The following is a 14,059-nucleotide window of genomic DNA, read 5'->3' on the forward strand; positions in this document are numbered from 1 at the left end:
CCCCCCCCCCGGAGATTCAGCCAGATCACTCAAGGTTCCGCTTCATCCACGCTAGCGTGAAAACTTTTTTCGCAGCTCGACAAACGTTTTTGTAGCGCCATATAGCTTCCTGTGAAATTGAACACATTACCCATTTAAGGGGGTAAACCTATTCGATTTTACCCCCGTCACATAGCAAGCAACCATCACACAGAAGAATGGCTTTTGGAGAGCACCCTCCAGCAACAGTAAAACAACCATTAATACTGCCAATACCAGCAGATAATTCAGAACCTTCAGCAGCCCAACAAAAGGAAGTATCGCCAAGAAGGCCCAGGGGTATTCCGAAGCCATTCAGATCCTCAGCTTTCAACAAGCCACATGACTGAAAGTTAATAGCGTTAAGATTCTCTGGAGCAGCTCTCTACGAAGCGTCAGCCGCGGATGCGGCACGAAGGAGCGCCGCATAAGCGCCATCGCGGGCCAGCAGGTCGGTATGGGTGCCGCGCTCAACCATACGGCCGGCATCGAGGACAACGATCTGGTCGGCATCGCGGATGGTGGACAGGCGGTGGGCGATGACCAGGCGGGTCGCATCCGCACCAAGGACTGCTTCCTGGATAGCGCGTTCGGTTTCGTTGTCGAGGGCGGAGGTGGCCTCATCCAGAATGAGCACCTGGGGTTGGCGCAGCAGCGTGCGCGCGAGCGAGAGGCGCTGCTGCTCACCGCCGGAGAAGCGGTAGCCACGCGAGCCTACGAGAGTATCGAGTCCCTCGGGAAGCGCAGCGATGACCTCATCCACGCGGGCGGCGTTAAGCGCCGCCCACATCTGTTCCTCGCTGGCATCCGGCTGCGCGAAGAGGAGGTTCTCGCGCACCGTGCCATGAATGAGGTAGATCTCTTGGGAGACCACGCCGATGACCTCCGCGCGCTGCTCGGCAGGAATGTCACGCAGGTCTACCCCACCTAAGAGCACGGAGCCTTCCGTCGGGTCGGCCAAGCGCGCCAGGAGCGCGGCCACCGTGGATTTGCCGGAGCCGGTATGCCCCACAAGTGCGGTGGTGGTGTGGGCGGGGATGGAAAGGGAGACGTCGGAAAGCGCGTCGGTGTCGGTGCCGGGGTAGCGGTAGGAAACGTGCTGGAGGGTGAGGGAGGCGTCGGCAAGCTGGGCGGGCTCGGTGGCTTCTGTGAGCTCGGGCTCCAGGTCTAGGTACTCGAAGACACGGCTAAACAGCGCCATGGACGCCACCCACTGCGCGCCCACGTTAAGCAGGCCGGTAATGGGGCGGAAGATTTGAGTCTGCAGGGTACTAAACGCGATGAGCGTGCCAATGGTAATCCCCGGGCCCAAGCCGGCGACGAGATAGATCAGCGCTGGCATGACGCCAAAAATGATTTGCGTGAGCGCCACCATCGCTACCAGAGTGGCCACCGTCATGGTGAGGCTGCTGGCCACGGAGGTCGCCGTGGTGGTCACCGTGCCGCGCATGGCCGCGATGTCGTTGGTCAGGCGGGACTGGATTTCCCCACCGCGGTTGTTGGTGAAGAACTGCAACGATTGGCGCCGCAGGTAGGCAAAGACCTGGGTGCGCGGCGAAAGGCAATCGGGTGCTGGGCCAGCTGATCGACGTCCGCCGGGTCCTTCACCGCGGTGTGCATCGGCCGAGCCATGACCTAACCGCAGGAGACGATGGGCTGCGGGTCGTAGACCGTGGTGGTGGTTTCGCGCGAAATCTCGCGGCCGGAGAGGTCCTTAATAATGCGGGTATCCGAGGTAGTAAAGCCCGGCGCGCCTGACGACGGCGAGCAATCCTCACCCACCGACATACGGGTTGGCTGGGTAGTGGCCCAGCGACCGTTGTTGACAGACTCCACGTTGTAGGTCTTCACGCCCTTGAAGCGGACGGTGATCTTGCCGCCACCGAAGCTGGTCTCAATGCGGACCGGGGTGTTCGTGGTGTTCTTGAACTGCAAGTCGATGGAACCCTCGTACACGGTAGCCTCGCGGCCGGCCGGGTAGCGGGAGATGTAGTAAGAGTGCGGCGTGTGGGCCACATCCTCGAAGCCGGCGAAGTAAGCGGCATTGTAGAGCGTGGTGGCGAACTGCGAGATGCCGCCGCCCACTGCGGTGCCGGAGTGGCCGTTGATGATGATGCCGGACTCCACGTAGCCCTGCGCCGTGCCGCGCGGGCCGGTGTAGCCGTTGAGGGAGAAGGTCTCACCTGGGTTGACCACAGCGCCGTCGACCTGCGCCGCCACGCGGCGGATGTTCTCGCCCGATGCGCCAGAAAAGCCGCCGGTGGAAAACTCCGACACGGTGTCGTTGAAGGTAGCCTTTTCCGCCATCTCGGTGGTGTACTCCGCCGGATCCGGCTTGTAGTCCGCATCCCAGGTGCGCTCGTCGCCCTTGACGCGCTTGTCGAAGTCCTTCAAGGTCTTCTCCCAGTCGATAATCGAGCCATCGACCGATGGAGTCACATTCATCTTGTCGCCGCTGAAGGAAATCTTGGCATTCTGGCCCGGCACCTGCGCGCCATCCATGCGCTCCTCGAAAAGCTGCTGCGCCTTCGGGGTATCCACCTTCAGTTCCAGCTTGCCGTCCTTCGCCTCAATGGAGACGAACTGCGCGATTTCGTCCTTGCGCAGCGTGCCCGCGACGTTGTTCTCGCCGTTGATGGTGAGCGGGTTGTCGAGGGCCTTGGCGGCTTCGCCAGTGCGCATCGCCTCAATCGCGTCGTCATTGATAGCGGGCTCCACCTCGACAGGCTCTACCTCAACGCCCGCTGGGTCGAGCCAGTTTTCGGTGATGCTATTTTTCAAATCATCCGGCTCCACCGTCTGGCCCAGCACTGGCTTGGTCACCTTAAGCTGGCCGTTGTTGAGCTCCAGCATGCCATCCTTCGGCGCGAAGGAGAGCTCGTTCTTCACGCGCTCCAGCGCACCATCCAGTGCAGTGTCGTCAATATCAACGGCGACCGGGATTTCCTTTGTAGCCTTTACGAAGCTAAACAGACGAGTCACCGGATTATAGGAAGCATCCGGAATGCCGTCCACGGCCTTCTGGTAGTTCAGCGTCAGGCCTGACTCGGCAGGGACTAACTGGGAAGACTTCTCCCCGGAGGTGACGTTGACGGGCTTGGTCTCGACGTCGCCAAGCTCGCGCTCCAATTTCTCTACCGCAGCGGTGCGCTCCATGCTGGAGATGTCCACACCGCCCACGGACGTCGCACGCGGAACCTTGCCCTGATTAGCAATAACGTCCCACGTGTAGGCGATGCCCGCGATCAGGAGAAGGCCGACGATCACGCCGAGGGTGATGCGCCAGCCTTTGCCAGTTTGCTGTCCTACTGCCTTTTTCACGCCTTAAAGACTATCGTTCGAGCTGCAACATTCCTAGTAAGGTCCCGTTTACTCCGCCAGACGCCGGGCAGAAGCCTGCAGTTGCCCCTCGTTCAAGGTGCCGTCATCGAGGGCTGCCACGACGGCGTCGATAGCCGCGTCGAAGCCCCCGTCAGTGGACCACAAGGGCATGTCAGCACCCGCCCCAATCGCAGCGACCACCGCCTGCGGCACGTCCATCGTATCCGCGATGGATGCCATTCCACCCAGGTCATCGGTGTAAATGGGGCCTTCGAAATGCAGATGCTCGCGCGCGAGCTTATAAGCGGCCGGATTGATAGAAGCCGCCGTTTGGCCATCGCCCAGGCCCGGCACAGCGAGGTGGCTCATCATCAGGCCGGCCCCAGGGGCCGCGGGGACGGCCTCCTCGAAGGGCACGAACTCGTGGGTGTAGAGCTCCTCCAGTGGCGGGGTCACGGCCTCAGCCAGGTGGGTATCCCCCGAGGCGCGCCCGTGGCCTGGGAAGTGTTTGAACACGGCTTCGACGCCGGCCGACTCAAGGCCGCGGGCAAAGGCTGCGCCATACTCACCGGCTTGCGCCGGATCGGTGGAGAAGGAGCGGTCCCCCACCACTTCGAGCCCGCCGCCGTCGACGTCGAGGACCGGGGCGAAATCCACGTTGATGCCGTGTGCCTTGAGCACGCCGCCGATCTCCGCGCCGATCCTCTCCACATCCTCCGGGCTGCCGTCTGCGGCCATCTGCTGCGGGGCCGGGAATGCCCCGAGGACTTCGGAGAAGCGCTGCACGCGGCCGCCTTCAAAATCAATGGAGACCTTGAAGTCGCGGTCCAGTTCCTCTCGCAGGGCCACGATGTTGCGGCCCTCTTCGGTGAGCAGATTTGGGTCCGCCCAGCTGGGGATGAAGATGCCGCCCGCGCCGGCTTCGAGCTTCTGGCGTGCGTCGTCGTAGTTGACGGCCGGCGGCATGAGCAGGGAGGCCGCCAGCTGCCGGCGGTCCGTTGCGGCGGGCGCGGCGCTGGTCTGTGGGGTAGCACTGGCGCTTGACGACGCCATGTTTTCCGGCGGCGCGACCTCCTCATCCGCGCAAGCCACCAAGGTACTTCCGAGCCCCACCGCGGCGAGTACGGCAGCTGCGCGCACTCGTACCTGCGGACGCGAAAAAGCGGCTGCAGATTCAGCCGCGGGACGGAAGCAATGGGAAAGATGCATGCCCTCCAGTGTGCACGATTGGCCACGCAGCGGCCGTGAAGGGGGTTACTATGGCCCCTATGAGTAACGCAGAGACCATGTTGATTGCTTACGACGGCTCCACTCGCGCTGCCCGCGCCATGGAGCACGCGGCCCGCCTGCTGCGCCCGCGCCGCGTGGAAATCCTCACGGCGTGGGAACCGGTTGCCCGCCAGGCCGCGCGTGCCGTGAGCCGCACGGGTTTGCACCAGTCCACCGTAGCGCCGGATAACGTCGAGGACGATCCCGCTTACGAGGAGGCGCTGCGCATCTGCAAGCAGGGCATCGAGGTCGCCGAGAGCCTGGGGCTGAGCGGCCGCGCTCACCTGGTGGAGTCGGTGACCACGATTGCTTCCGCCATTGTCGACGCCGCGCAAGAACTCGACGTCGACGTCATCGTCACCGGCACCCGCGCGCTCAGCGGCTTCCGCGGCTGGTGGACCAACTCCACTGCCGAGCACATCGTGCGTAATGCGGGCCTTCCGGTGTTCATCGTTCCGCCCGAGCTTGACGACGACGAGGACGACGAGGAACCCGAGGCCTACAGCTAGCCGCATCCCCGGCGCGATTCGTACAGGAATTGCGCCGTGTAGCTGCTAGTATCTAGGACCATGGCACTCGAGACGGACTCCCTCAACAAGCGCACCCTCGGCCCAGCCGTGGGCAGCACCGTCGTGGGCATCGCCCTCGGCGTCATTACGGTGATTGGCATCGCGCAGTTCTCCAACGCTGACGTGGTCCCGGCAGGCAACGCTGTGTCTACTTCCGACGCCGTCATGGGTGGCCCGGAGTACGGCTCCCGCAACTAATGTGCGTGGCTTTTTCTCCCGCGGCATAGCCCTCCGCCCGCAGCTGCGCTGGCACCTTGTCGGCCTGCTAGTGCTAGCGATTATTGTCTTTAGCCAGCCTTTTGGGCTGACCGCCGCAGACACCAAACATGACCTCGCCGCGAACCCACTGGGGTTTCTGCGCGGCGCCCTGCACGCTTACACCGAGGTCTTCACCTTGGGCCAGCTGCAGAACCAGGCCTACGGTTACTTGTTTCCACAGGGCCTGTTTTTTCTCCTCACTGACTTCCTCCCCGACTGGATAGCCCAGCGCCTCTGGTGGTGGCTCGTCCTCGGAGTGGGTTTTTGGGGCTTCCATCGTCTCATTTTCGCCGCTCTGCCGTCGCTGCGGCAAGCGCCCGGCTGGTGGCCTTTCTTGGCCGCGCTGCTCTACTCGCTCTCCCCGCGCGCGCTAACCACGCTGGGCGCCATCTCCTCGGAGACTTGGCCGGTCATGCTCGCGCCTTGGGTCGTACTGCCTTTCCTGCGCCGCGAGCTGAACTGGCGCGACGCCGCGGCCGCCATCATTCCCGTGGCGCTGATGGGTGCGGTCAATGCCACGGCTACGCTCGCGGCCTGCGTGCCCGCCGCCGTGGTCCTGTTCTATAGCCGCGCTTGGCGCCCCGGGCTGGCCTGGCTCGCCGGCTGCGCCGCGGTATCGGTCTGGTGGATCGTCCCGCTGCTAGTACTCGGCCGCTACGCCCCTCCGTTTACCGAGTTCATCGAGTCCTCTTTTGTCACCACCCGCTGGCTCAACCTGCCGGAGATTCTGCGCGGCACCACCAGCTGGGCGCCCTTCGTCGACACGGAACGCAGCGCCGGATATGCCCTAGCCGTCGAGCCTTTCTTCGTTCTGGTTACCATCGCGGTGGCGGCCGTTGGCCTGTACGGGCTTAGCCGCCTGCCCCGCGTATGGCCGGTGATGCTGTGCGTGGGCATCGCCATCTTGGGCACCCACGCCGCGTGGTACCTGCATGCTCTCGACGGCCCACTCGCGGCGCTGCGCAACCTCCACAAGTTCGACCCCCTAGTTCGCATCCCGCTCCTGCTCGGATTCACCGCGGCCACCGCCCCCCTTTCGCTGCCTGACTCGGGCCGCGCGTGGCTGCGTCCCTCCCGGAAGCAGGCGGTTGCCGTGCTGGTGGCGGCGCTCGCCTGTGCCTCCTTCTCGCCCGCGTGGACCGGCCGCCTCCTACCCAAGGGCGCCTATTCCGCGGTCCCCGACTACTGGCACGAGGCCGCGGACTTTCTCAACGCCACCGCCCGCGATACCCGCACGCTGCTCTTCCCCGAGTCCTCCTTCGCGCGCCAAGGCTGGGGCTGGACCCGCGATGAGCCGGCGCAGGCGCTTCTCGACGTCCCCTGGGCCGTCCGCGACGCCATCCCTCTGGTTCCGCCCGAGGCCATCCGCGGTCTCGATGGCATCGTCGCCGCGCTTCACGACGATCCCCGTACCGGCACCGCTGCACTCCAACGCCAAGGTATCGGGGCGATCCTGTTGCGCCACGACCTCGCCTCCACCGAGGGGGCCAGTGGCCGCGACGACTCGCAGCTAGCCGCTTGGCGCAACGCCTCCTCTTACGGCGGCCAGGTCCACGCTTTCGGCCCCAATGACGAGGTTGAGGTCATCATCCTGCCGCACCAAGACTCCGCGGGAGCGCTCAGCACCACTGAGCCCGTACGCGTCGCAGGCGGCGGCGAGTCCTTGGCCTTCCTCGATGCGCATTCGGCCAACCGGCCTGCGTATGAGCTGGTGGAGGGCAACGCCGACATCGTCACCGATACCCCTACCCTGAGCGACCGCAACTACGGCACCCTCGACGGCCCCATCTCCGCCCCGCTGGGCGCTGAGGATCCCTCGACCGTGAACAACCGCCTGCGCGACTACCCCTCCGCAGGCCCGCTGACCACCGTGGAGTCCCACGGCGGCACGGTCCGCGCCTCCTCGTCTGCCGCCGACGCCGACTCCTTCGGCGGCGCCAATCCGGCGCGCTCCATCACCTCCGCAGTAGACGGGGAGAACTCCACCGCCTGGTGGCCAGCGCCTGGCGACACCGGCTGGCTCGAGCTCAACAAGGACCCCCAAACGCCCGCCTGGGACGCCCCCGTCATCGATCTCATGGCCACTGGCCACACCGAGGTCACCGTGCGCTCGGGCAGCGCCAAGGTCAAGGTCAAGCTCAAGCCTTATCGCTCCCGCCAGGTGCGCGTGCCCGGCGGTGCGACGCACTCTATCCGCATCGAACTCAAAGAGCGGGTGGGAATCGCCAACGCACAGGTCATGGGCTCGCCCATAGAGCGCGTGGTCACCGTCCCAGACACCTCACCGGACGTGCGGCAGTTCTTCTTCCAGCAGCTGCTCCAGGACTCCCGCATCCTCATCCGCGACTTCACCGCGCCGCGTTCCATGCAGGTCACGCTCGATTCCACAAAGACCGTGCTTATCGACGGCGCGCGCTATAACCCCGGCGACACCCTCACCCTGCGCCCCGGCAAGCACCGCGTCCGCACCACGGGCACGTGGATAAGCCTGCGCGAAAAGGGCTGGAATCCGCCCAGCACCACCCCGGCCACCGGCCGGGACATCACCGCCGCCTCCACCGAGCGCCTCCTCATCACCGGCGACGCCTTCAACGAGGGCCTGCGCGGTCACCTCGATTCCCCCACCGGCAGCATGGACCTGCAGCCCCGGGAGATCAACGCCGGCGGCCAGGCCTACGTCATTCCGGCGGGCGCGAGCGGAAGCTTCCGCCAAAGCTTCGTCGCCGAGCGTCCCTACCAGGTGGCCCTGGGTCTCGGCGGAGCGCTGGCACTGCTCACGGTAGCCGGTTGCCTGCTCGCACTTCGCCGCCGTCCACGCGAGCCCTGGCTGCCCGCCGACAACGCATCCACGCACACCGTGGCGGCGCTATGCGGGCTGGGCACCCTCGCCCTGCTGGGGCTGCCCGCCGTACTGGCAGGGGTGGCGGCATGGGCGGTGCTGAGGTGGACGTCGTTAAGCGCGGCTCCTTTGGCGGCCTCCCTCACACTGGCCGCGGGCGCCATGCTTGCCCGCGCCCCCTGGGCAAGCGGCGCCTACGCCGGCGACTCCGTCTTGGTGACCTGCCTGTGCGCCGCGGCCTTGGCCTGCGTTCTGTGGCCGCGCAACAACCGACGCCCCGGATCCTCCACCACCACATAGCTCACCGCCGACACCAGCAGACTCAACGCCACCGTGGCCACGAGGACCACGCCAAAGTGGGCCACCGAGCCGCTAAACATCGGCACCCCCAGCAGCGGGAAGACCACCGCGAGCACCGCAACGTGCCACAGAAACAGCGAATAGGACCAGCGGCCCAGCGCTTGGAAAACCTCGCTCGCCAACACGCTTTTCTCCGCGCGCGGGGCCAGCGCCACCGGCACCATCACGCACGCACCGAACACTGCACCGACAATGATGCGCCGCGCGAACTCGCCCGGCTCCGGATGCTCCAGCCCCCGCGGGCCAAACCACTCGCGGCTGGCCAGCCACAGGCAACCTGCCGCCAGCAGCCACCACGCCCACCGAATGCGCAGGGCCCGCTCCACCCAGCGCGGAAGGCGCAGGCCCTCCGCCTCTGCAGCGAGCAACCCCACCACGAACCAGGACGCATACGCCGGCGGCCAAATCTGCGAATTGACGTCACCTTTGTCGAAGTCCGCCACGAAAGGCACAAAACCCCAGCCCCAACTCAGCACTGCTGCAGCCAGAAAGGCCGCCATCCGCTGCTGCCGGTTCCACCCCCTCATGAGCCAGGCCAGGGCCGGCAGCACGAGGTAGAACGCGAACTCCACGCACAGCGACCACAGCTGGGTCAGACCCGGCGCGAGACCATCGACCACGTAGATCTGCGTGCTCGTGAGGTTGCTGAGCACTTGGGTGAGGGTGACGGAGTGGGCGTCGGGAAGCAAAGCGAGCACCAGCACCACGCACACCAGGTAGGCGGGCGCCAGGCGCGCCACGCGTGACCAGGCATAATCCCGGGTAGTGTGCAGATGGCGGCGGCGCCACAGCAAAAAAGCGCTCAACGCGAAAAAGACCGCCACGAAGTAATCGAAGCGCTCCGCAATCCCCCATCCAGTGCCAGTTTGGAAGGAAACGTGGGTGACCACGATCCCCAAGGCCGCGCATCCGCGCAATCCATCCAGCTCGGGAAGGTGGCAGGGTACAGTCTTTGAGGAAGCCAAAACGGTTTTCTCCTTCCTCCGGCTAAGATTCATAGGGCCATGACGCCACAAGCGAACTGATTGGAACTTTACTGTAATGAAGCGGCTGATTAATTGGAGCTCGCGGATGACGAGGGTGATCGTCGCCGCGATTGTCTTTCTTCTACTTGGATCCGTCCTCCCGCCGCTGTATAAGAATCAGGCCCGTCCGCTGCCGCTCAACCTTAATTTCACGGTCACCACCGAGCCCGCCACCGGGCCCGCGCTGAACATCCTGCGCGCGCTGCACCACGAGAAGCCTGCCGATCCCCACGGCGACCCGGCCTGCGAATCGGAGCAGGCTCCGCTTTATTGTTACATCGAGGACCGGGTGATCACGCTCAAGCGCGTCACCACCACCTCCGCTACTAATGACGACGCCGTGGCCTCCGCAGATTCTTCGCTCGAGGTCACGGCCGACGGTAAGACCATCGCGGAGCTCAAAGAGAGTTCCCTGCTCAACCGCGAATCTGCCTATCCCATCCCAGGGTTAAATAGCACCCAGCAGTTCAACATCACGCCACTGGGCACGGGTGCTTCTTCCATGGACTTCGAGCGCGACGGCATCAGCTACTTCTTCCCTGCCAAGGCAGAACAGCGCAGCTACCCGTACTTCGACCCGATGACGCAGACGGCCGCGCCCATCGACTTCACGGGCACGGAGAAGCGGGAGAGCATCCCCACGTACTCCTTCCACCAGGAAATCGACCCGGTTTCAGTGGTGGACTCGCTGAGCTTTGCACAGCAGGACAACCTAGAGCAGCTGCGCCGCTCGGGCCCTGCGAAGGCGATGTTTAAGCCGGAGTCCCTCGAGCGCTTCGGGCTGAGCCCCACCGAGCATGTCATCCTCGAGCCCTTCTACACCGTCAAGCGCGACGTATGGGTTGAGCCCACCACCGGCACCATCCTGGACGTGCACGAGGACATCAAGATCTTCCTCGCCACCGACGCCGACCAAGCCCGCCAGATGGTGGAAGAAAATGACACCGCAGACCGCGCGCTCTTCCAGGCCGACTTGTCGTGGTCCGAGGCCACCAAGCAGGAGCGCCTCGATTCGGTACGTACCACGATTGAAAGCGCGAAGATCCTGAGCATCGTGGGGTGGGTCGGCAAGGTTATCGGCGTGGTTTTGCTTGCCTATGCTGCCTCGTTGTACATGCGCCGCCACCGTGACCGCGCATAGCTGGAGCCGCCGCGTCCTTGTCGCGTGGGGTCTCCTGCTCGTCGGCGCAGTGTGCTGGCCTTTCCTGGTGCCGGGCGAGCTGCTGTGGCGTGACATGGCGTTACTCCACCACCCGGGCCTGACGGCCACGAACTTTGGGCTGGGTACCTTGCCTGCCCGCAACGCACCGCAAGATGGGGTCTTGGCGTTGCTGGGCGGCGATTGGTTCGCGCGTGTTCTGGTGCTGGCCAGCGCCTTGGCGAGTGCGTGGGGGGCGGCAAAGTGGGCGCACACTCCGCTGGCGGCTGCTGCCGCGATGGCGTGTGCGGTGGCCAATCCTTTCGTTCTTGAGCGCCTTCTGCAGGGGCAGTGGTCGCTGGCGGTAGCCGCGTGGCTCGCGCCGGTGCTGGCGTGGGCCTGCCTTAACCGACGCCGCGCCGTCTCCTGGCTCGCGCTTTGGGCGTCCTCGCTGACTCCCACGGGCGGGGTCTTCGGGGTGGTGATTGCGCTGGTCACCGGACGCTTCCGGCTTGCCGCAGGGGGCGTGTTGCTCTGGTTGCCGTGGCTGGTGCCGGCGCTGTCCAACAACTCCGCACCTGGTTCCGCAGCCGCGCAGGTCGCCGCCTTTGCTCCCCGTGCGGAAGGCTTCGTGGGCACCGGGGGCGCACTGCTGGGCTTGAGCGGAATCTGGAGCGCCGACGCCGTGCCCGCCTCCCGCTTCGCGCTCGCGGGCCTAGCCGTCGCGGCCTTGGCGTTCATGGGGTCCCGGCACCTAGAGCATGCTTGTCGGCGCCCCCTTTACCTCCTCGCCGCCCTCGGCCTCGGCCTGGCCTGCGGGGCGTGGCTCTTCCCCGGCGCGCTGGGGTGGTTTATCGCGCACGTTCCTGGCGCGGGCCTGCTTCGCGACGCCTCCAAGCTCACCCTTCTCGCCATCCCCCTCTACGTCGCGGGGTTGGGGGCGCTGCCGAATCTGCCTGCCGCGGTAGGGCTCCTCGCCTGCCTCCTGCAAGCCCCCGGCGCCCCGCGCGACGTCGCCGTGCTCGCCCCGCGCTCCGAACAACCCGTGGTGGACCAGCAGCTTGTCGACGCCCTCGACGGCCGCGTCGCCTTCTTCCCCGACCGCCCCTCGCTGGTGAGCCTGCGCGGCGGCGGCGTGGCCGTGGACCCGTATTCCAAGGCGTTAAACAAGCTCGAGTCGGGCGAGCTCATCGTCGATGGCGTGGTAGTGGACCAAGCCCAGCCGGCTTACGTCGCCGCCCACGATGCCTGGCAGCGCCGCGATATGGACGCCCTGGAAGAACTCGGGGTGGGAGCCGTGGTGGTCGATAGCCGCATCGTCGCCGAGACCGCCGCGCCTGCCCCCGCGGTGCCGTGGGCTCTGACCACGCTCTGGCTCCTGCTTGCTAGCGCTGCTTTTCCACTAGCTCGCCAAGCAGCTTCTCGAAAGCCTGGCCAGTCTTCTCCCACGAGTACCTAGCCGCCAGTTGCCGGGCATTCTCGCCCAAACGACGCCGCTCATCTGGGTCTTCCACCAGCTTCTGCACGGCGTGGGCGAACTCGTCCTCGGTATCGACGAGCACGCCGGTCTCCCCGGCGACCACGCTATCGCGCAAGCCAAACGTGTAACCCACCGTGGGAACGCCGTGCTGCGCGGCCTCCATCACTGCCAAACCCCAGCCTTCTTTGCGCGAGGGCATGAGATGGACGTCGGCAAGCGCGAGCAAAGCGTGCTTGTAATCCTCCGTGACCTGGCCGCGGAAGCGCACCCGCTCGGCCACCCCGATGCACGCGGCATACTCGCGCAATTGCGCCTCCCACCAGCCGGAACCGATGACGTCGAGGACCGCGCCCGGCATGCGCGCCACGGTGTCCATGGCATGCTCAATCTGCTTGTGCGGCACCAGCCGCGAGAGCGTGACCAGGTGAATCGCGGTCTCGCGCTCCAGCGTCGGCACGTGCGCGGGCAGCGGATCCACACCGTTTTCGATGATGCGCGCCCCCCTGATGCCTAGGTCCTCGAGGTCGTGCTTCGAGGCCCGCGAGACCGTCACGTAGGGGCTATTACGGTAGACCCGCGGCGCCACCTTCGACTCAAGGAACCAGCCCAAGCGCGCCAGCAGGGGGCCTGCAACCGGCCACTGCTCACGGTGGCAATGGTGCGTGAGCAGAACCGTCGGCGCTGGCGAGACCAAGCGCGCGAAGAAGGGAATGCCGTTTTGGGTATCGACGATGACGTCCACGCCCTTCAGTTCCCCCAACCCCAGCCGGCCGGCGAGGATAGCCAGCCACGCGCGCGGATACACGCTGAACTTCGCTCCCCCGCGGGAGTAGAGCACGCCCGCCCGGCGCTCCCGCTTGGCGGCGTTCATGTGCCGGGCGGTGCGAAAGACCACCTCGTGGCCCTGCGCCGCCAGGTACTCACCCACTCGCTCGAGGTAGCGCTCCGAGCCACCGCCCTGCGGGTGGGTGGAATCGCGCCAGCACAGTAAAAGAATTTTCATGTCGAGCTACTAGCCTAGTGGGTTATGAAACAAACCCGCGCCATGGCCACGCTTGCGCGTTCGTGGCGGCTACTGCGTTCCTTCCGCTTCGAACAGACCCGGCCTGACATCTTCTACGGTGGCCTGGCCTCCGACACCGCCCTGCTTGTCGACGCCCTCTGCACCGACCTCGGCCTCTCCCTTTCCGGCGCGCGCGTGCTCGATGTGGGCGGCGGGCCAGGCTACTTCGCGGAGGCCTTCGCTGGGCGCGGGGCGCGCTACTTTGTCATTGAGCCCGATGCGGGCGAGATGTCGGCCGCGGGAATTCAGCTGGCCAACGCGGTGCGCGGCGACGGCACGCAGCTGCCCTTTGCCGACTCCACCTTCGACGTCACCTACTCCTCCAACGTGGCCGAGCATATCCCGCATCCGTGGGATATGGGAGAAGAGATGCTGCGCGTGACCCGGCCCGGTGGGCTGGTGATCTTGAGCTACACGGTGTGGCTGGGGCCTTTCGGCGGCCACGAGACGGGCCTGTGGGAGCACTACGTGGGCGGCGCCTTCGCCCGCGACCGCTACACCCGCCGCCACGGGCACCCGCCAAAGAACGTCTTTGGCACCTCGCTTTTCGACGTCTCCGCGCGCGAGGGCCTCAACTGGGCCACCGCGCATGACGCTTTGCTCACCTTTCCGCGCTACCACCCCAGCTGGGCGTGGTGGGTAACGCGCGTGCCTGTGCTGCGCGAATTCTTAACTTCGAACCTCGTCATCGTGCTGCGCGCCTAGAGGTCTCTCGCGTG

Annotated in this window: 11 protein-coding genes; 6 read left to right on the plus strand and 5 right to left on the minus strand. The window is 65.6% G+C overall.

What is annotated here, in order from left to right; all coding sequences use genetic code 11:
- Window positions 1–403: 403 nt before the first annotated feature.
- From HMPREF3153_RS06115 to HMPREF3153_RS06125, 3 genes are all read right to left on the minus strand, one after another.
- A complete protein-coding gene (locus HMPREF3153_RS06115; RefSeq protein WP_246817173.1) occupies window positions 404–1,534 on the minus strand; it encodes an ABC transporter ATP-binding protein in 1,131 nt (376 codons plus the stop codon).
- A 119-nt stretch (window positions 1,535–1,653) separates the two neighbouring features.
- Window positions 1,654–3,339 (minus strand): VanW family protein, encoded by a 1,686-nt coding sequence (locus tag HMPREF3153_RS06120; RefSeq protein WP_210385558.1) that lies wholly within the window; start codon window positions 3,337–3,339, stop codon window positions 1,654–1,656.
- Between the two features lie 48 nt (window positions 3,340–3,387).
- The gene (locus tag HMPREF3153_RS06125; RefSeq protein WP_083280963.1) at window positions 3,388–4,479 is read right to left on the minus strand and encodes a glycoside hydrolase family 3 N-terminal domain-containing protein; all 1,092 of its coding nucleotides are present in this window, start codon (window positions 4,477–4,479) and stop codon (window positions 3,388–3,390) included.
- A 128-nt stretch (window positions 4,480–4,607) separates the two neighbouring features.
- Here HMPREF3153_RS06125 and HMPREF3153_RS06130 point away from each other — a divergent pair, with 128 nt between their 5' ends.
- From HMPREF3153_RS06130 to HMPREF3153_RS06140, 3 genes are read left to right on the plus strand one after another with little or no spacing between them, the layout of a single operon-like run.
- The gene (locus tag HMPREF3153_RS06130; protein ID WP_046646137.1) at window positions 4,608–5,117 is read left to right on the plus strand and encodes a universal stress protein; all 510 of its coding nucleotides are present in this window, start codon (window positions 4,608–4,610) and stop codon (window positions 5,115–5,117) included.
- A 60-nt stretch (window positions 5,118–5,177) separates the two neighbouring features.
- Window positions 5,178–5,375 (plus strand): DUF2613 domain-containing protein, encoded by a 198-nt coding sequence (locus HMPREF3153_RS06135; protein ID WP_005529528.1) that lies wholly within the window; start codon window positions 5,178–5,180, stop codon window positions 5,373–5,375.
- Window position 5,376: 1 nt separating this feature from the next.
- On the plus strand, window positions 5,377–8,574 hold the full coding sequence (locus tag HMPREF3153_RS06140) for an alpha-(1->3)-arabinofuranosyltransferase domain-containing protein (protein ID WP_210385559.1): 3,198 nt from the start codon (window positions 5,377–5,379) through the stop codon (window positions 8,572–8,574).
- Here HMPREF3153_RS06140 and HMPREF3153_RS12425 read toward each other — a convergent pair.
- Window positions 8,469–9,599, minus strand: a complete 1,131-nt coding sequence (locus HMPREF3153_RS12425; protein WP_083280964.1) for an acyltransferase family protein — start codon at window positions 9,597–9,599, stop codon at window positions 8,469–8,471. The two genes, HMPREF3153_RS06140 and HMPREF3153_RS12425, sit on opposite strands and share 106 nt — an antisense overlap.
- A gap of 106 nt (window positions 9,600–9,705) precedes the next feature.
- Here HMPREF3153_RS12425 and HMPREF3153_RS06145 point away from each other — a divergent pair, with 106 nt between their 5' ends.
- The gene (locus HMPREF3153_RS06145) at window positions 9,706–10,800 is read left to right on the plus strand and encodes a PorA family protein (RefSeq protein WP_246817174.1); all 1,095 of its coding nucleotides are present in this window, start codon (window positions 9,706–9,708) and stop codon (window positions 10,798–10,800) included.
- Window positions 10,787–12,256, plus strand: a complete 1,470-nt coding sequence (locus HMPREF3153_RS06150) for an MmpA family trehalose lipid delivery protein (RefSeq protein WP_141740924.1) — start codon at window positions 10,787–10,789, stop codon at window positions 12,254–12,256. The genes HMPREF3153_RS06145 and HMPREF3153_RS06150 overlap by 14 nt, the downstream gene beginning before the upstream one ends.
- Here the strand turns inward: HMPREF3153_RS06150 and HMPREF3153_RS06155 are convergent.
- Window positions 12,183–13,280 (minus strand): glycosyltransferase family 4 protein, encoded by a 1,098-nt coding sequence (locus tag HMPREF3153_RS06155; RefSeq protein ID WP_049062264.1) that lies wholly within the window; start codon window positions 13,278–13,280, stop codon window positions 12,183–12,185. The genes HMPREF3153_RS06150 and HMPREF3153_RS06155 overlap by 74 nt on opposite strands.
- A gap of 24 nt (window positions 13,281–13,304) precedes the next feature.
- Here HMPREF3153_RS06155 and HMPREF3153_RS06160 point away from each other — a divergent pair, with 24 nt between their 5' ends.
- Window positions 13,305–14,045 (plus strand): class I SAM-dependent methyltransferase, encoded by a 741-nt coding sequence (locus HMPREF3153_RS06160; protein ID WP_070420338.1) that lies wholly within the window; start codon window positions 13,305–13,307, stop codon window positions 14,043–14,045.
- Window positions 14,046–14,059: the final 14 nt, after the last annotated feature.

Source organism: Corynebacterium sp. HMSC06C06 (genome assembly GCF_001807295.1).
Lineage (GTDB): Bacteria > Actinomycetota > Actinomycetes > Mycobacteriales > Mycobacteriaceae > Corynebacterium > Corynebacterium striatum.

Coding starts and splice junctions, on each gene's coding strand:
- HMPREF3153_RS06145 (WP_246817174.1), top strand. CDS start 9,706: ATGACGAGGGTGATCGTCGCCGCGATTGTCTTTCTTCTACTTGGATCC.
- HMPREF3153_RS06160 (WP_070420338.1), top strand. CDS start 13,305: ATGAAACAAACCCGCGCCATGGCCACGCTTGCGCGTTCGTGGCGGCTA.
- HMPREF3153_RS06155 (WP_049062264.1), bottom strand. CDS start 13,280: ATGAAAATTCTTTTACTGTGCTGGCGCGATTCCACCCACCCGCAGGGC.
- HMPREF3153_RS06130 (WP_046646137.1), top strand. CDS start 4,608: ATGAGTAACGCAGAGACCATGTTGATTGCTTACGACGGCTCCACTCGC.
- HMPREF3153_RS06135 (WP_005529528.1), top strand. CDS start 5,178: ATGGCACTCGAGACGGACTCCCTCAACAAGCGCACCCTCGGCCCAGCC.